At 68.0% G+C, this 16,038-nt stretch carries 16 protein-coding genes; 9 read left to right on the forward strand and 7 right to left on the reverse strand.

From position 1 onward, the window contains the following. Window positions 1-76: 76 nt before the first annotated feature. Window positions 77-1,021: a LysR substrate-binding domain-containing protein gene (locus bpln_RS30520; RefSeq protein WP_042628831.1), complete on the forward strand. Its 945-nt coding sequence runs from the start codon at window positions 77-79 to the stop codon at window positions 1,019-1,021. A gap of 74 nt (window positions 1,022-1,095) precedes the next feature. Continuing rightward, entirely contained in the window at window positions 1,096-1,548 is a 453-nt protein-coding gene (locus tag bpln_RS30525; RefSeq protein ID WP_055140899.1) for a GNAT family N-acetyltransferase, read from the forward strand. A gap of 128 nt (window positions 1,549-1,676) precedes the next feature. Here bpln_RS30525 and bpln_RS30530 read toward each other — a convergent pair whose 3' ends face one another. Continuing rightward, on the reverse strand, window positions 1,677-2,510 hold the full coding sequence (locus tag bpln_RS30530; protein WP_055140900.1) for an SDR family oxidoreductase: 834 nt from the start codon (window positions 2,508-2,510) through the stop codon (window positions 1,677-1,679). A 290-nt stretch (window positions 2,511-2,800) separates the two neighbouring features. Here bpln_RS30530 and bpln_RS30535 point away from each other — a divergent pair, with 290 nt between their 5' ends. Genes bpln_RS30535 through bpln_RS30545 form a run of 3 tightly spaced genes read left to right on the forward strand, consistent with a single transcriptional unit; the run spans window position 2,801 to window position 6,845 of the window. After that, on the forward strand, window positions 2,801-3,598 hold the full coding sequence (locus tag bpln_RS30535) for a (2Fe-2S)-binding protein (RefSeq protein WP_082465494.1): 798 nt from the start codon (window positions 2,801-2,803) through the stop codon (window positions 3,596-3,598). Continuing rightward, window positions 3,598-4,578, forward strand: coding sequence for an FAD binding domain-containing protein (locus tag bpln_RS30540; RefSeq protein ID WP_042628834.1), 981 nt, complete (start codon window positions 3,598-3,600; stop codon window positions 4,576-4,578). The genes bpln_RS30535 and bpln_RS30540 overlap by 1 nt, the downstream gene beginning before the upstream one ends. Before the next feature lie 35 nt (window positions 4,579-4,613). Beyond that, window positions 4,614-6,845 carry a xanthine dehydrogenase family protein molybdopterin-binding subunit gene (locus bpln_RS30545; RefSeq protein ID WP_055140901.1) on the forward strand — a complete coding sequence of 744 codons (2,232 nt, stop codon included), beginning with the start codon at window positions 4,614-4,616 and terminating at the stop codon, window positions 6,843-6,845. Between the two features lie 77 nt (window positions 6,846-6,922). Here the strand turns inward: bpln_RS30545 and bpln_RS30550 are convergent, their stop codons facing one another. Further along, entirely contained in the window at window positions 6,923-7,837 is a 915-nt protein-coding gene (locus bpln_RS30550; RefSeq protein ID WP_042628836.1) for a LysR family transcriptional regulator, read from the reverse strand. A 572-nt stretch (window positions 7,838-8,409) separates the two neighbouring features. On the opposite strand from bpln_RS30550, the gene bpln_RS30555 reads away from it, so the two are divergent. Further along, window positions 8,410-9,522 (forward strand): NADH:flavin oxidoreductase/NADH oxidase, encoded by a 1,113-nt coding sequence (locus tag bpln_RS30555; protein WP_042628837.1) that lies wholly within the window; start codon window positions 8,410-8,412, stop codon window positions 9,520-9,522. A 223-nt stretch (window positions 9,523-9,745) separates the two neighbouring features. Here bpln_RS30555 and bpln_RS30560 read toward each other — a convergent pair whose 3' ends face one another. The 3 genes from bpln_RS30560 to bpln_RS30570 are packed head-to-tail and all read right to left on the reverse strand — an operon-like array spanning window position 9,746 to window position 11,485. Beyond that, window positions 9,746-10,591 (reverse strand): MBL fold metallo-hydrolase, encoded by an 846-nt coding sequence (locus bpln_RS30560; RefSeq protein ID WP_123863898.1) that lies wholly within the window; start codon window positions 10,589-10,591, stop codon window positions 9,746-9,748. An 18-nt stretch (window positions 10,592-10,609) separates the two neighbouring features. Then, window positions 10,610-10,936 carry a hypothetical protein gene (locus bpln_RS30565; RefSeq protein ID WP_055140902.1) on the reverse strand — a complete coding sequence of 109 codons (327 nt, stop codon included), beginning with the start codon at window positions 10,934-10,936 and terminating at the stop codon, window positions 10,610-10,612. Between the two features lie 6 nt (window positions 10,937-10,942). After that, window positions 10,943-11,485, reverse strand: coding sequence for a hypothetical protein (locus bpln_RS30570; RefSeq protein WP_042628840.1), 543 nt, complete (start codon window positions 11,483-11,485; stop codon window positions 10,943-10,945). A 162-nt stretch (window positions 11,486-11,647) separates the two neighbouring features. On the opposite strand from bpln_RS30570, the gene bpln_RS30575 reads away from it, so the two are divergent. After that, window positions 11,648-12,553, forward strand: coding sequence for a LysR substrate-binding domain-containing protein (locus tag bpln_RS30575; protein ID WP_055140903.1), 906 nt, complete (start codon window positions 11,648-11,650; stop codon window positions 12,551-12,553). Window positions 12,554-12,803: 250 nt separating this feature from the next. Here the strand turns inward: bpln_RS30575 and bpln_RS30580 are convergent, their stop codons facing one another. Further along, window positions 12,804-13,553 (reverse strand): SDR family oxidoreductase, encoded by a 750-nt coding sequence (locus bpln_RS30580; RefSeq protein WP_055140904.1) that lies wholly within the window; start codon window positions 13,551-13,553, stop codon window positions 12,804-12,806. A gap of 81 nt (window positions 13,554-13,634) precedes the next feature. Between bpln_RS30580 and bpln_RS30585 the strand changes: the two genes are divergently transcribed. Further along, entirely contained in the window at window positions 13,635-14,216 is a 582-nt protein-coding gene (locus tag bpln_RS30585) for a TetR/AcrR family transcriptional regulator (protein WP_055140905.1), read from the forward strand. Between the two features lie 71 nt (window positions 14,217-14,287). Here the strand turns inward: bpln_RS30585 and bpln_RS30590 are convergent, their stop codons facing one another. After that, window positions 14,288-15,112: an IclR family transcriptional regulator gene (locus bpln_RS30590; RefSeq protein ID WP_042628844.1), complete on the reverse strand. Its 825-nt coding sequence runs from the start codon at window positions 15,110-15,112 to the stop codon at window positions 14,288-14,290. A gap of 152 nt (window positions 15,113-15,264) precedes the next feature. Between bpln_RS30590 and bpln_RS30595 the strand changes: the two genes are divergently transcribed. Continuing rightward, entirely contained in the window at window positions 15,265-16,029 is a 765-nt protein-coding gene (locus tag bpln_RS30595; protein WP_042628845.1) for a substrate-binding periplasmic protein, read from the forward strand. The last annotated feature ends 9 nt before the right edge of the window (window positions 16,030-16,038 follow it).

Below are 16,038 nucleotides of genomic sequence, written 5' to 3' on the forward strand. Positions count from 1 at the left end.
TCGCCGCATTATTGAAACGATCCAGGCTGGCGTAAAGCGAGATAAAATCGGGACTTGATGCGTTTTCGGAATCATCATGCGCAAATTCAAGATCCCGAACATGGGCGCCCTGCTGGCGTTCGAGGCGGCGGCCCGCCATGAGAGCTTCACCTACGCGGCGCGCGAGCTGTTCCTGACGGAAAGCGCGATCTCGCGGCAGATCGCGACGCTGGAGGCCAGCCTCGGCGTGCGCCTGTTCGTGCGCGCCAAGCAGCGCGTGGTGCTCACGCGCGCCGGGCGCCTCTACAGCACGCAGGTGCGCCGCGCGCTCGAGCATCTCGACCGCGACACGCTCTCGATCATCGCGCACGGCAGCGGCGGCAGCTACCTGGAGCTGGCGGTGCTGCCCACCTTCGCATCGCAATGGCTGATTCCGCGCCTGAAGGATTTCTACGATCGCACGCCCGACGTGCGCGTGAACATGGGCGCGCGCACCGGGATCTTTTCGTTCGCGGAATCGCACTTCGAGGCGGCGATCCATTACGGCAAGCCGACCTGGCCCGGCGCGTCGGCCGACTACCTGTTCGGCGAGGAGGTCGTGCCGGTCTGCGCGCCGGCGCTGCTGAACAAGCCCGTGCGCAAGCCGCACGAGCTGCTCGCCTGGCCACTGCTGCACTCGACCACGCGGCCCGACGGCTGGGCGCGCTGGTTCGCCTCGCTCGGCGTGGACGAGCACGGCACCATGCAGGGCGACCGCTACGAGCTGCACACCATGCTGATCAGCGCCGCGGCGGCCGGGCTCGGTATCGCGCTGGTGCCGAAGTTCTTCGTGGACGGGCGCGAGAAGCAGCTCGGGATCGTGGTGCCCTATGTGGTGCCGCCCGCGCAGGCCGCGCGGGCGGCGGCCGACGACGACGCCGCCTATTACCTCGTCTATCCGACCGAGCTCAGCCACAGCAAGCCGCTCGAGGCGTTTCGCGCGTGGCTGCTGGCGCAGGCGCGCGCGTATGGGGAGGCGCCGGGAAGAACGGCACGGGTTTAGCGTCGTGCTTGCGTGCCGGCCATCCCGCCCGCTCACGCCTCACCGCCACGTTCTCGCGCCCATCACGATCCGCCATGCACCTGATCGCCTCCACGACGCCCGCCGACGCCGACACGCTGGTGGCGATCCGCATCGCCGCGATGCGCGCCAGCCTCGAAGCGATCGGCCGCTTCGATCCGCAACGCGCGCGCGAGCGCTTCCTCGCGTCGTTCGATCCGGCCACCTGCCGGTTCATCGTGGCGGACGGCGCGCGGGCCGGCTTGCTTGCGGTGCATCACGCGGCCGACCACTGGCGGCTCGACCACCTCTACCTGCTGCCCGGGCAGCAGCGCCGCGGGATCGGCGCGGCCGTGCTCGACACCGTGTTGCGCGAGGCCGATGCGCGGCGCATGCCGGTGCGCGTCGGCGCGCTGCGCGGCAGCGATTCGAACCGCTTCTACCTCCGCCACGGCTTCGTCGTGACGGGCGAGACCGAATGGGATATCGATTACCTGCGCGAGCCGCGGCTTCCGGGCCAACCGGACTAGACGCGCCGGCAAGCACGCGCATGTCCGGGGCGACGGCGCTTCGTTCGCGTCCGCCGCGGCAGGCTCCCTCGCGCCGCCGCGTGACGACCCTCGACTCACGCGCCACGTCTCGCGGCTCGCCCCTTCATTCAACTCACGTCATCATCGGCCCCGAACGCGATCTCGCGCTGCGCCTCCAGCTCGGCGAGCCGCGCGCCCAGCGCCGCGTGAATCAGCTGATACGCCCCGCCGCCAAGCACCAGCCGCCGCGGTGCCGGGCTGACATCGACGCTCGCAATCATCGCGTCCACGGCCTTCTCCGGCGATAGCGGCAGCCGGTAAGTCGACGGCGAGGCCAGCGCGCGGCGCCGCTCGCCGACGATCGTGTCCGCGTAGACGTCGAGCGGCTGCGCGTGATCGAGGCCATGGATGAAACGGGTGTGCGCGCCGGCCGGCTCGACCAGCGTGACCTCGATGCCGAACGACGCCACGTCCTGCGCCACGGCCTCGAAAAAGCCCTCGATCGCCCACTTCGACGCGTGATAGGCGCACAGCCCCGGCAGCGCGATCTGGCCGCCCATCGACGACACCTGCAGGATCCGCCCGCCGCCCTGCGCGCGCAGCCGCGGCAGCGCCGCGCGCGCGACATGGATCGAGCCGAGTACGTTCGTGTCGAGCTGGCGGCGCAGCTGCGCGTCGCTGAGTTCGTCGGCGGCGCCGAACGCCGCGTAGCCGGCGTTGTTGACCAGCACGTCGATGCGGCCGAACGCGTCGAACGCGGCCTCGACCACCGGCGCGACGCGTTCCGTGTCGGTCACGTCGAGCGTCTCGACCCACAGGCGCTGGCCGTAACGTTCGCGCAGCGCGTCGAGCAGCGCGGGCCGCCGCAGCGTGGCGGCCACGCGGTCGCCGCGCGCGAGCAGTTTCTCGGTCAGGATGCGGCCGAAGCCGGTCGAGGTGCCGGTGATGAACCAGGTTTTCATGAGCGGGAATTCCTTGTAGAAGCAGCGGGCGCCGGCATGCCGCCAGCGCCCCGGCCGGGAACGAAGCTTGCCGGCGGGCGCCGTTCCCGGGCGCTGGCGACGAGCGGCGCGTCCGGTATCGCGCCGCCTTCGCGCCGGCCGCCCATCATCGGCGATCTGGCCCCGTTCGATTGGTGAATTTTCCTGCACGAGGCTTTGAGGCGAACGGGGCTGGCGAGGCGCGCCGCGACCGGCTTTAATGGGGATCGCGCGCAGCACCCGACGTGCGCCCCCACCGCACAGGAAAGCCGATGACCCACGATTCCCCGACTCCGTTCGCCCCCGAGTCCGGCGACGGCACCGCCCCGGCCACGGCCCGGACGGCCAGCCCCGCTACCGCCGTCGTCCCCGCCGTCGTCCCCGCCGCCGGGCCGCCCTCCGGTTCCGCGCCGGCGTCGGCGGCCGAGCCGCGCCCCGCGATTTCGCGGCGCCGCTTCCTGCAGGCCGGTGCCTCGGGCGCGGCCGCCGTCGGCACGGGCGGCTGGCTCGACGGCGCGACGGCGGCGGAACCGCCCGCCGCCGCGAGCGACGCGCCCGCCGCCGCGCTCCAGCCGGCCGCGAACGACGGCGGCCGCCCGAACCTGCGCTTCACCGTCAACGGCGTCACGCACGAGCTGACAGTGGCGCCGAACGCGATCCTGCTCGACGTGCTGCGCGACACGCTGCAGCTGACCGGCACGAAAAAAGGTTGTGACCACGGCCAGTGCGGCGCCTGCACGGTCCACGTCAACGGCGTGGCGATCAACTCGTGCCTGTCGCTCGCGCTGATGCACGAGGGCGACGAGATCACCACGGTCGAGGGGCTCGCGCGGAACGGCCGCCTGCACCCGATCCAGCAGGCGTTCTGGGACCACGACGCCTACCAGTGCGGCTACTGCACCGCCGGCCAGATGATGAGCGCGGTGGCGGTGCTGCGCGACGCGCGGATCCCCGCCGACGACCATTCGGTGCGCGAGGCGATGAGCGGCAACATCTGCCGCTGCGGCGCCTATCGCAACATCGTCGCCGCGATCCAGGACGCGCGCGCCAAGGGCGGGAGGAATCCCTGATGCGCAGCTTCGACTACCAGCGCGCCGATTCGGTGGCGCAGGCGCTGGCCGCGCGCGCGGCCGACCAGGCGGTGTTCCTCGCGGGCGGCACCACGCTGCTCGACCTGATGAAGCTCGACGTGATGCGCCCGGCGCGCGTGGTCGACATCCACAAGCTCGCGCTGGACCGGATCGAGCCGCTGCCCGACGGGCGCGTGCGGATCGGCGCGATGGTGTCGAACACCGCGCTCGCGCACGACGACGCGATCCGCCATGCCTATCCGCTGCTCTCGCAGGCGCTGCTGTCGGGCGCCAGCACGCAGCTGCGCAACAAGGCCACCACCGCCGGCAACCTGATGCAGCGCGTGCGCTGCGGCTACTTCCGCGACGGCGTCTCGCCCTGCAACAAGCGCGAGCCGGGTTCGGGGTGCGCCGCGATCGACGGCCAGAACCGCAACGTCCACGCGGTGCTCGGCGGCAGCGAACACTGCATCGCCGCGCATCCGTCCGACATGTGCGTGGCGATGGCCGCGATCGGCGCGCGGGTGCAGGTGCAGGGGCCGGCCGGCACGCGCGAGATCGACTTCGCCGATTTCCACCTGCTGCCCGGCGCCACGCCGTGGCGCGAGCACGCGCTGGCCGACGGCGAACTGATCACGCACGTCACGCTCGACGCGCCGCTCGCCGGCAGCCGCTCGGCCTACCTGAAGCTGCGCGACCGCGCCTCGTACCAGTTCGCGCTGGCCTCGTGCGCGGCCATCGTGGTGATGCGCGGCGGCACCATCGAGACCGCGCGGCTCGCGCTGGGCGGCGTGGCCACCCGGCCGTGGCGCGCGCTCGCGGCCGAACAGGCGCTGGCCGGCCAGCCGGCCACGGTCGACACGTTCGCGAAGGCCGCCGCGCTGGCGCTCGCCGACGCGCGCTCGTATGGCCAGAACGGCTTCAAGATCGCGCTCGGCCAGCAGGCGATCGTGCGCAACCTGCAGACGGTCACCGCATGACGTCCGCCCCTTTCCAGCCCACTCCGGAGCCTCGCATGAGCGAATCGACGATCGGCCGGCCAATGAAGCGCGTGGACGGCCAACTGAAGGTGACGGGCGCCGCGCGCTACACGGCCGACCAGCACCCGCCCGGCATGGTGTACGCCTACGGCGTGTTCAGCACCATCGCGAGCGGACGCGTCACGCGCATCGACACCAGCGACGCGCGCCGCGTGCCGGGCGTGATCGAGGTCCTCCATCACGAGCACGTGCCGCGCATGTACCGGCCGAAGAAGAGCCCGATCTCGATCCCGACCATCCTGCGCGCGACCATCACCGACGAATCGCGCCTGCCGCTCGAGGACGCCAACGTCAACTACGCGGGCCAGTTCGTGGCGCTGGTGATCGCCGACACCTTCGAGCATGCACGCGAGGCCGCCTGCCGGTTGCGCGTGGACTACGCGCGCAACCGCGCCGCCGCCACGCTCGAGCAGGGGCTCGCGGCGGGCGGCTCGCGCGACGGCGGGCGCGGCCATGCGCGCGGCGAGGCCGAGCCGGCGTTCGACGCGGCGCCGCACCGGATCGACGCGACCTATCGCACGCCGGTGGAAACCCACAACCCGATGGAGATGCATGCCACCGTGGCGCGCTGGGAGGACGGCCATCTCTACGTGTTCGAGGCCTCGCAGGGCGTCACCGTGCATCGCAACACGCTTGCCAGCGTGTTCGGCCTCACGCCCGACCAGGTCACCGTGGACGCGCCGTTCATCGGCTCGGGCTTCGGCGGCAAGCTGTTCATGTGGCCGCATTCGGTGGCGGCCAGCGCCGCCGCGCTCGCGGTCGGCCGGCCCGTGCAGCTGGTGGTGCCGCGCGCGCAGATGTTCACCACCACCGGCCATCGCCCCGAGACCAGGCAGCGGCTGCGGCTGGCCGCCGACGCCTCGGGCCGGCTCGTCTCGCTGCGCCACGAATCGATCAACACCACCTCGATGACCGACCAGTTCGTCGAGAACTGCGGCGGCGTCTCGCGCGTGCTCTACTCCTGCCCGAACGTGCTGGTGAGCCACCAGACCACGCGCGTGAACCACGGCTCGGCCACCTCGATGCGCGCGCCGGGCGCCGCGCCCGGGCTGTTCGCGCTCGAATCGGCGATCGACGAACTCGCGCTCGCGGTCGGCCAGGACCCGCTGGCGTTCCGGCTGCGAAACCTTTCCACGCGCGACGAGGTGGCCAACCTGCCGTGGTCCGGCAACCATCTGCCCGAGGCGATCGCCACGGCGGCCGCCCGCTTCGGCTGGGACGCGCGCGATCCGGGCATCGGCGCGATGCGCGACGGCCGCGAGGTGATCGGCTACGGCATGGCCGCCTGCAACTGGGACGCCTACCGCACCCCGGCGGAGGCGCGCGTGCAGCTGTCGGCCGACGGCACCGTGCTCGTCAACTGCGCGGTGCAGGACATCGGCACCGGCACCTACACGATCGCCGCGCAGATCGTGGCGGAGCTGACCGGGCTGCCGGTCGAGCGCATCAAGGTGCGGCTCGGCAATTCCTCGTTCCCGCCCGCGCCGATGTCGGGCGGCTCGTGGGCCACCGCGAGCGTGTCGCCGGCCATCGCCGAGGCCACCCGCAACGCGATCGCGCAGCTGAAGACGATCGCCACCGCCGACGGCGCGCCGTTCGCCGGCGTGAAGCCCGAGGACCTGCGTTTCGAGCGCGGCATGCTCGGCGACGGCGAGCATGAAGCCGGGTTCGACGCGGTGCTCAAGGCACGCCGCTACGCCAATGCCGAAGGCTTCGCAAGCACCGCCGCGGCGCCCTCGGGCAAGGTCTCGTTCCGCTCGTTCGGGGTCCACTTCGTCGAGGTCCGCTGGGACCCGGGCATCTCGCAACTGCGCGTGGCGCGCGTGGTCAGCGCGATCGACGTGGGCCGCGTGATGAACCCGCTGACGGCGCGCAACCAGGTGGAAGGCGCGATCGTGATGGGCGTGGGCATGGCGCTGTTCGAGGCCACCGAGTACGACCCGCGCACCGGCCTGCCCGCCAACAACAACTACGCCGAATACGTGGTGCCGGTCCACGCGGACCAGCCCGAGATCGAGGTGATCTTCCTCGATCACCCCGATTTCGAACTGAACGAGTTCGGCGCGCGCGGGGTGGGCGAGATCGGCATCACCGGGCTCGCGGCGGCGGTGGCGAATGCGGTCCACCACGCCACCGGCAAGCGCGTGCGCGAGCTGCCGATCACGTTGGACAAGCTGCTCGATCCGGCCGCGCCGGTGTTCGCGTAGACGCGCGGCGTCGCCCGGCGTCGCAACGACACCGCGCGATACCGGGCGGCACGCGCGCGGCCGGCGCCGGGCCGCCCTCAGGCTTGGCCGAGCAGCGCGATCACGAAATCGAGGAACGCGCGCGTGCGTGCCGGCAGGTGGTCGCGCGACGGGTAATAGGCGTAGAGCGGGAAGCGTTCGTCGGCCCAGTCGGGGAACAGTTCGACGAGCCGGCCGTCGGCGAGCAGCGGGCCGGCCGAGAAGCGCAGCATCTGCGCGATGCCGAGGCCGCCCGCGCAGGCCTGCATCACGGCCGACGGATCGTTGACGATCAGCCGGCCGCGCGTGGCCACCACGCGGCGCGCGCGCTTGCGATGGAACTCCCACGGAAACGGCTTGCCCGTCTCCGGGTTGCGGAATTCGATGCAGGTATGGCGGCCGTCGGCGAGCGCGTCGGGCGTGGCCGGCCGGCCGCGGCGCGCCAGATACGCGGGCGCGGCGGTGGTGACGACGGCCGTGTCGAGCAGCTTGCGGCCGATCATCGTCGAGGCGCGCGGCTCGCCGAACTGGATCGCCAGATCGAAGCCGTCCATCACGAGGTCGCCCACCGTGTCGCGCGCGATGAATTCGAGTTCGAGTTCGGGATGCGCGGCCATGAAGCGTTCGAGCGGCGCGCCGAGGATCGCCGCGTAGCAGACCGGATCGAGATTGACGCGCAGGCGCCCGCGCGCCACGGCGGCGTCGCCGGCCGCGCCGGCCGCCGCATCCTCCAGCCCCGCCAGATGCGGCATGACGCGCTCGTGGAAACGGCGCCCCTCGTCGGTCAGCACCACCGAGCGCGTGGTGCGGTTGAACAGGCGGATCCGCAGCCGCTTCTCGAGCCGCGCGATCGCGCGGCTCACGCCGGGCGGCGTCATGCCGATCGCGTCGGCCGCCGCCGCGAAGGTGCCGGCCGCCACCACCGCCGCGAACACGCTGATGCCACCGGACAGGTTCTCGTGACGGGTTCGCATGGTCGGGCGGCCGGGCGCGCCGGCATGGGAGAAGGTGGCTCGCAGGCTACCACGCCGGCCGTCGCGATTGATGACTTGGCGTCACTTGTCTGGTGACGGTGATGTCATTGAGTTTTTCGTGTCGCTGCGCGTCATGCGTCGGCACCGAACGCCTCCGTCGGCATGGCTGCCGGTGACGGGCGCCGCCGTCCGGTTGGCACTCGCGCCGGATACCGCCGAGCGCGGCGAATCGTGGGTCGATACCGACCCGGATCGCATGTCGCACGCGCCTTGCTGCCGCTACGCGCGCCGGGATGGCCGTGACGACTGCCGTCGTCCGATCGGCCCGCCCGCCCGCGCCACGCCGCCCGCCGGCGCGCCAGCATCTCCTTCCCCACATCGCCATAAGCCATGTTTATCAATTTGATAAACCACGGATGGTTTTCATTATGGTGACGCCCATCTACACTCCGTACAAACCCTGATCCGGAAATTGGGCCCGATCCGTCCGGATCGGCCGTTCGTTTCCCCGCGGGGCGCGCGCCGCCGGCTCCGGCCGCCGCGCGCCCCGCTTCCGACCGAGAGGCAACCGCATGACCGCTTTGTTTTCCCCGTTCGTCCTGAAGGACGCCAAGCTGCGCAACCGCATCGCGGTGCCGCCGATGTGCCAGTACAGCGCCGTCGACGGCTTCGTCAACGACTGGCATCTCGCGCACTACACGAGCCTCGCGCGCGGCGGTGCCGGCCTGGTGGTGGTCGAGGCGACCGCCGTCGCTCCGGAAGGCCGCATCACGCCGGGCTGCACCGGCCTCTGGGACGACGCGCAGATCGAGGGGATGGCGCGCATCGCCGCCGCCATCAAGGCCGCCGGCGCGGTGCCCGGCATCCAGATCGCGCATGCGGGCCGCAAGGCCAGCGCGAACCGCCCGTGGGAGGGCGACGACCACATCGCCAACGACGCGCCGGGCGGCTGGCAGACCATCTCGCCGTCGGCCGTGCCGTTCGGCGCGAACCTGCCGAAGGTGCCGACCGCGATGACGCACGACGACATCGCGCGCGTGCGCGCCGATTTCGCGGCCACCGCGCGCCGCGCGCTGGCGGCCGGCTTCGAATGGCTCGAACTGCACTTCGCGCACGGCTATCTGGCGCAGAGCTTCTTCTCGCCGCACGCGAACCAGCGCGACGACGAATACGGCGGCAGCTGGGCCAGGCGCGGCCGCTTCCTGAACGAGACGCTCGCGGCGGTGCGCGACGTGTGGCCGGAGCGCCTGCCGCTGACGGCACGTTTCGGCGTGATCGAATACGACGGCAACGACGCGGCCACGCTCGACGCCTCGATCAACCTGGCCGGCGACTTCAAGCGCGGCGGCCTGGACCTGCTCAGCGTCAGCGTCGGCTTCTCGACGCCGACCGCGAACATCCCGTGGGGGCCGGCGTTCCTCGCGCCGATCGCCGCGCGCGTGAAGCAGGAGACGGGGCTGCCGGTGGCCTCGGCATGGGGCATCGACGACCCGGCCATCGCCGACCGCACGGTGGCCGACGGCCAGCTCGACCTGGTGATGGTGGGCCGCGCGCATCTGGCCAATCCGCACTGGCCGTACCACGCGGGCAAGAAGCTCGGCATCGAGCGCCCGTCGTGGGTGCTGCCGGCGCCGTATGCGCACTGGCTGGAGCGCTACGCGCCGGCCACCGGCGACGCGGCGTAACGAGCACGGGGACCAACCGGTCCCCTGCACGGAATCGCGAGTTCGGGCCGGTGGCGGGCGGGCTCGCGGTAACGGCGGCACATCGCGTGCCGCCGTTTTTTTGGGTCTTCGTGGATTGCCGGGGAGACTGCCGGCGGATTGGCCGTAGTCGGCCGGAAGCGACGGCCGGAAGCGACGGCCGGACGTCTACGGCAAGCGCCTCGCAGTCAGCGGCCGCCAGGGCTCACGCTTCGGCCTCGTAAAGCAGACCGTATTTCCCCCTCGTTCGCGTTATCCGCGCGAAACCGGCTTCGCCCAAATGCATGCCGGCGATCAAGAGCCGCTCGGAACTCACCTGGTCCAACAGCCGGGATCGTGTGGCCGCGGCCAGAGATGCGTCCTGATCGAACGCAATCGATACATCCGGCCGCTCGATTTGAATATGAGGAAAGTGAACCACATCTGCCCAAACCAGCAGCCCCGTATCGCCGGATTCGAGAAGATAGCCGGTGTGCCCGGTGGTGTGCCCCGGAAGTGACATCGCCCGGATACCGGGAAGCACGTCCCCGTCGTCGAAAGTACGGAGCGTATCGCTGTAGCGGTCGAACACCCGGCGCGCGACAAGGAAGTTTCCGCGCGCCCGCTCGCTGGCTCGCGCCAGATTCCCGTCGTCCTGCCAGAACGTCAGCTCTCGCTCGTGAACGACAAGCTGCGCGTCCGGAAAGGCCGTCTCTCCGGCGGCATCCAGCAGCCCCCCGACGTGGTCAGGATGGGCATGTGTGAGCAGCACGGTGTCGATCGTCGACGGTTCGATTCCGGCAAGCAATAAATTGGGCTTCAGGCGACCGCCCCATTGCCTGATCCCACCGGCGCCACTGTCGATAAGCACGGTGCGGCCCGCTCCGCGCACCACGTAGCAGTTGATATGTACGGCGGCGGGCTCCTTCTGCCCCGCGTCGCCCTGCATTCTGGCGGCCTCCGCGACGTCGATATTCGAAAGGTAGTCGAGGCTGGCCGTGAGATAGCCATCGCTGATGGCGGTAATCGTGAAGTCGCCGACTTGTCGACTCGGAAACGTAAGGGTAGGCACCATGCTTGTCCAGGCCAATTAATTTCGGGCGTGAATGGTCGACGCGATGTAGCCGAAGCAACGGATGCGCGCCATGAAACCCGTGCGGCAAACGATGGCGCTCTCGAGCGCTTCCATGAACCGGTTCATGACTGCCGGCGTGCGAAACATCTCGAGGCGATATTGGACTTCCACGAAAACGGGATGTCCGTGCCCATGACGAACGTCCACATAGACGACGTGAACGTTTTTGAGTTCTGCTTCGAGTACGTTGGTGCAGAGTCGGACACAGTCGTCGGACAGGTCGGCAAGCCGTGCGTCGGACGGCATTTTCCCCGCGTGAATGTAGAACGTGACGTTTGGCATCGCCGATTATCTTTCCTGCGCGGTCGAAGCCGTTCGCGCGCTGGTCAGTTGTTGCGTCATCGGCGCGTAAAGGTGAACGCCCTCGATGCCCTCGAAACGACGGGCGTCGCTCAGAGGCAGTTTTGCGAGCCAACGACGTTCCGGAAACTTCTCCAGCGCAACGGCCTGCATGGCCAACAGGTCGAGGCCCATTCGGATCAGCGAATCGGCGCCGCTTGCGCACAGCGCGAGCAGCTCGTCGGCGTTGACCGCGGGCGCCACGCCAATATCGCTGTAGAGATTTCGATGCCAATCGGTGATGTGTTGCTGCCACCTTGCGAAATTACCGCCGCCCTTGCGGCGATATTCGTCTCCCGTCAGCACGTCGAGACTGTCGATCGTGTGGACGGCCAGGTAGGCAGGGCAGCCATCGCTTGTCGCCTTGAAGCGCTGCGACGTGTGAAAGCCGCTCACCGAGACAAGAGCCGGCAGCTTTTCGAGACTATAGAAGTGGTTCCATTCGGCCTCGCAGGTGGGATCGGCGAAGCTGCATTCCACGGTGTAGATCATCGGATTGTCCTTGGTGGCGGATGCGCATCTCGCTGCAGGCGCCACTTTCATTGCGGTAAAGTAATGCTAGTCCGATGCTTTCCCCATGAAAAACGAAACAAAATCAGCCTTCAGTGACTTTTACTCAAGCTGACGTCCATCCAACACCTCCGCCAGATTCCAATGCGACGCAAGATCCCAAGCAACTCGGCGCTCCTGGCCTTCGAGGCCGCGGCGCGACACGGAAGCTTCGCCCGCGCCGCCGAGGAATTGGCGCTCACCGAGGGCGCGATCAGTCGTCAGATTGCCCGGCTGGAGTCGTTTCTGGGTGTCGCGCTATTCGAGCGAGCCGGAAATCGCGTGCGGCTTGCACCGAACGGCACGCGATACGCGGTGCAGGTTCGCGAGAGTCTCGATCGGCTGGAACGCGACAGCCTGTATCTGATGGGCCAGCCCATCGAGGGCGCGAGCATCGATATCGCGGCCATTCCGACCTTCGCAACGCGTTGGCTCATCCCCCGGCTGAAGCGCTTTCAGGACACGCACCCGACCATCACCGTGCATATCGCGGAACGGATGGACCCGTTCCTTCTTGCAGGTAGCGGTTTCGACGCCGCCATTCACTTCGAGCATCCCGCATGGGCGGGTATGCATTTGCATCACCTGCTCGAGGAGGTGCTGGTGCCCGTCTGCAGTCCGGCACTGCTCGAGGAAGCCGGCGCGAACACGCCGCTGGATGAACTGCCACGCCTTCACAGGCGGCAAAATCCGGACGCCTGGCAGCTTTATGCCCAAGCGTCCGGCATCGTGCTGACCAACTCCGCGATCGGTGCTCGTTACGATCTCCACTCCATGCTGATCGAGGCGGCGCTCGCCGGCTTGGGCGTGGCATTGGTGCCGCGCCTTTACATCGGGACAGAGCTTGAACAAGGCCGTCTGGTTGCGCCCTGGCCGGTGGGTAAGGGGGTCGCCAAAAACTTCAGTCTCGTTCTTCCCGAGCCGATCGAATTGAGTGCGGGGCCACTGCAGGCATTTGCGACATGGCTTCTCGACGAAGCCCGAGGCCTGGCGCTTCAGGGCAGCACCTGAAGCGCATCGCAAACCGCGAGCTCGCCAGGGTCCGTTCGCCAAACGGTCGCCTTTCCTCGAACTGGCCTCCGTTCATCGCGACTCGACGAACGGCCGTTGTATCTTGCGATCGGCCAGACGGGTCGGGTCGAAGGGCGGCTTCAGGGTCGGAAGTTGCCGGCCGGACGTCGGAGGGCCGCGGCCGGCCGGGGGCCGGCAGCCCTCTTCGCGATACGCGTGTCCGCAACGCGAAAACAGTGAGATTGACGGCTTAAACGGCGAGCGAGCCACCGTCAACGTAGAGTTCGACGCCTGCGATATAGCTGCTCTCGCTCGACGCGAGGAAGAGCACGGCGCGCGCGATCTCGTCCGGCTGTCCCAAGCGCCCCAGCGGGACGAGTTGCTTCAGCATGTCTTCGACTCCCGGTCGCGCGTCGAGGTAGTTCCGCATCGGGCGTGTCTCGGTCCCGCTTGGTGAAACCACGTTCACGCGGATGCCGCGCTCTCGCAGGTCGGTCGTCCAGCTTCGCGCGAATGACCGCACCGCCGCCTTGCTGGCGTTGTAAAGCGACTGGCCAGGAAAGCCCTTGCTGCCGGCCACCGATCCATTCAGGACCACGACGCTGCCCGACGAGAGCAGCGGCAAGGCCTTTTGCACCGTGAAAAGCAAACCGCGCACATTGAGGCCGAAAAGTTGGTCGAAGCCTGCCTCGTCGATGGTGCCCAGAGGACGTGGCTCGATGTCGGCAACGCCCGCATTGGCAAAAACCACGTCAAGCTTGCCGTGGTCGTGCTCGATACGACCGTAGAGTCGATCGAGATCGGCGAGATTGCTCGCGTCCCCCTGAACGCCGACGGCACCGTTTCCGATTGCTTCCACCGCCTCGTCCAGGCGATTTTGCCTGCGGCCCGTGATGTAGACCGTGGCACCTTCTTCCGCGAAAAGCCTGGCGCTGGCAAGGCCAATGCCCTCGCTGCCACCGGTGATTGCAACGACCTTGTTCTCGAACCGTTTCGTCATACATGCCCCTGTTTAAGTGGAGGATTGCTCCACTTAGTATATGGAGGCATCATCCACTTATCAAGGGAAATCAGAGCGACGATGAAGGCCAGGCATTCCACCATTGACGAAGCGCCGCTGCGAGCCGACGCACTCCGCAACCGGGAACGCATTCTCGAAGCGGCGGAGGCGCTGTTCATCGAACGCGGCATCGAGGCGTCGCTCGACGACATTGCGAAGCGCGCCAACGTCGGTATCGGCACGCTCTATCGCCGTTTCCCGACGCGCGACGCGCTCCTCGCCGCGACGAGCGACGAGCGCCTCCTGGCGCTCGCCAAGGCAAGCCGCGCACGCGACGGCAAGCTGGGGCCGGGCGCATCCATACGCGCCTTCGTCAAGGAACTCGTGAACCACGCAAGCCACTATCGCGGACTGGCGGCGTTGCTCGGAACGGTGCTTCAGGAAGGGACCCCTGGCTGCCACGCCGGGCGTGAAGAAGGATGCCGACTGCTCCAGCGTGCCCAGACGGCCGGGGTGGTTCGCACCGACGTCTCCATCGACGATCTGGTGTGCGTGGTCACGGCGATCGCCCTCGCCGTCGAGCAAGGTGGCGCAACGGAATCGCGTGTCGCCCACCTGGTCGACCTCTTCTTCGACGGCATCGGCAATACCGGGTCGGCCTGAAGACACCGGCCTCGTCTCACCCTGCAGAAGCCACGTGGGCGGCAATCGGATCGGGAAAAAATTGCCTGCCCTCAGGCAAGGGTTCGGATTGAGCTACTGATACCCCGTGCGCAATCGATCACGGAGGGCGCAAGGCGCGCCTCCGCTTCCGCCGGCGTCCAACGGCTCGTCGGCGCGACGACATGAACCGCACCGACCGGTCGACGCTCCCCGTCGAGCACAGGCGCCGCGATCGTCATATCGCCGATAAAAAGTTCCTCGCGATTCGACGCATAGCCATTGCGCCGCCCAAGCGCAAGACGCGTCCCGATCTCCGCGAGATCCGTGACCGTGTACTGCGTATGCGTCACGCGATCGCTGGCCACCAGCAGCGCGCGTGCCTCGTCGTCCGGCAGCGCCGCGAGATACGCCCGCCCCGACGCCGTGCAGTACATCGGAATGCGGCTGCCTATCGGCATATGGATCGGCACGAACTTCGTACAGACGAAGCGTGCAACGTAGACCATGTCGACGCCGTCCGGCTCGGTCAGATTGGTGGTCTCCCCGGTGACATTGGTGAGTTCGGACAGAAACGGGTTGGCGACGTCGATCAGCGTGTCGGCGGCAAGATAGTTGAAACCGATTTGCATGACGCGCGGCGCGAGCTGATACCGCTTCGTGCGCGGATGCTTTTTCACGTAGCCGAGCTTCTCCAGCGTGTAGATCATGCGCTGCGCGGAGCTTTTGGTAATCGACGTCGCCTCCGCGACTTCGGGCAGCGTCATCGACCGGCGCTGCGCGCTGAACGCGCGTAGCACCGCGATTCCCTTCTCCAGCGACTGATTGAACAGCGCATCCGGCGTCTCGTCCGATCCCGGAGAGGCTTCCGGCGGCGCGTCGGGGGTCTTGCGTGTCATGGCTTACCCATTGGTTAGGCGTGGTATCGACATTACCATATCGAATATCGATACGCAATTTTCGTTAATCGATAATTTTGATTCGAATACCATAGCTATATCGATGGTAGTCGATACCCCTGTCGGCCCCCGCCAACTCCGTGGAGAGACTCATGTTCCAGTTCGCCAAACGCTTCGCCAGTGTCTTTGCAACAGGATTGCTGCTCGCCGGCGCGCCGGCCTGGGCGGCTGCCGCCACCACCTACGAGGTCGGCTCGACGGCCACCGGCGTGCCGTTCACCTTTCTCGATGTGAAGAGCAATTCGATCCAGGGGCTGCTGGTCGATGCGATCACGGCAACGGGCAAGGCGGCGGGCTTCGACGTGAAGATCGAGCAGACCACGTTCTCGTCGCTGATTCCCTCGCTGACCACCAAAAAGATCGACATCATTTCAGCCGCCATGCTGAAGACGCCGGCGCGCCAACAGGTCGTCGATTTCTCCGATACGGTCTATTCGTATGGCGAAGGCCTGATCGTTCGCGCCGACGACAAAGGTCAGTACAGGTCCATGGACGATCTCAAGGGCGAGATCGTCGGCGCGCAGGTCGGCACCGCGTTCGTCGACGCCTTGAACAAGAAGGGCATCTTCAAGGAAGTGCGCACCTACGATTCGGTCGCCGACATCATGCGCGACGTCGCATTGGGCCGTATCAAGGCAGGTTTCGGTGATCATCCGATCATTGCGTACCAGCTTCAGCACAATCCGAATCCGCAACTGCGTCTCGTCAGCGGATATCAGCCTTCGGTGAAAGGCCAGTTGTGCTTCGTCGTGCGCAAGGGCGACACGGCCATGCTGGAGCAGTTGAATGCCGGCATCAGGAAGATCAAGGCCGACGGCACGCTCACGCAGATCGTCAAGAAGTGGCAGGTGGAATGACGCCGTTTC

It is taken from the genome of Burkholderia plantarii, assembly GCF_001411805.1.
In the GTDB taxonomy this organism is placed as follows: domain Bacteria; phylum Pseudomonadota; class Gammaproteobacteria; order Burkholderiales; family Burkholderiaceae; genus Burkholderia; species Burkholderia plantarii.

What these genes read in the sequence shown, in the direction of transcription:
- bpln_RS30520 (WP_042628831.1), top strand. Translation starts at nt 77, where the DNA reads ATGCGCAAATTCAAGATCCCGAACATGGGCGCCCTGCTGGCGTTCGAG.
- bpln_RS30525 (WP_055140899.1), top strand. Translation starts at nt 1,096, where the DNA reads ATGCACCTGATCGCCTCCACGACGCCCGCCGACGCCGACACGCTGGTG.
- bpln_RS30530 (WP_055140900.1), bottom strand. Translation starts at nt 2,510, where the DNA reads ATGAAAACCTGGTTCATCACCGGCACCTCGACCGGCTTCGGCCGCATC.
- bpln_RS30535 (WP_082465494.1), top strand. Translation starts at nt 2,801, where the DNA reads ATGACCCACGATTCCCCGACTCCGTTCGCCCCCGAGTCCGGCGACGGC.
- bpln_RS30540 (WP_042628834.1), top strand. Translation starts at nt 3,598, where the DNA reads ATGCGCAGCTTCGACTACCAGCGCGCCGATTCGGTGGCGCAGGCGCTG.
- bpln_RS30545 (WP_055140901.1), top strand. Translation starts at nt 4,614, where the DNA reads ATGAGCGAATCGACGATCGGCCGGCCAATGAAGCGCGTGGACGGCCAA.
- bpln_RS30550 (WP_042628836.1), bottom strand. Translation starts at nt 7,837, where the DNA reads ATGCGAACCCGTCACGAGAACCTGTCCGGTGGCATCAGCGTGTTCGCG.
- bpln_RS30555 (WP_042628837.1), top strand. Translation starts at nt 8,410, where the DNA reads ATGACCGCTTTGTTTTCCCCGTTCGTCCTGAAGGACGCCAAGCTGCGC.
- bpln_RS30565 (WP_055140902.1), bottom strand. Translation starts at nt 10,936, where the DNA reads ATGCCAAACGTCACGTTCTACATTCACGCGGGGAAAATGCCGTCCGAC.
- bpln_RS30570 (WP_042628840.1), bottom strand. Translation starts at nt 11,485, where the DNA reads ATGATCTACACCGTGGAATGCAGCTTCGCCGATCCCACCTGCGAGGCC.
- bpln_RS30575 (WP_055140903.1), top strand. Translation starts at nt 11,648, where the DNA reads ATGCGACGCAAGATCCCAAGCAACTCGGCGCTCCTGGCCTTCGAGGCC.
- bpln_RS30580 (WP_055140904.1), bottom strand. Translation starts at nt 13,553, where the DNA reads ATGACGAAACGGTTCGAGAACAAGGTCGTTGCAATCACCGGTGGCAGC.
- bpln_RS30585 (WP_055140905.1), top strand. Translation starts at nt 13,635, where the DNA reads ATGAAGGCCAGGCATTCCACCATTGACGAAGCGCCGCTGCGAGCCGAC.
- bpln_RS30590 (WP_042628844.1), bottom strand. Translation starts at nt 15,112, where the DNA reads ATGACACGCAAGACCCCCGACGCGCCGCCGGAAGCCTCTCCGGGATCG.
- bpln_RS30595 (WP_042628845.1), top strand. Translation starts at nt 15,265, where the DNA reads ATGTTCCAGTTCGCCAAACGCTTCGCCAGTGTCTTTGCAACAGGATTG.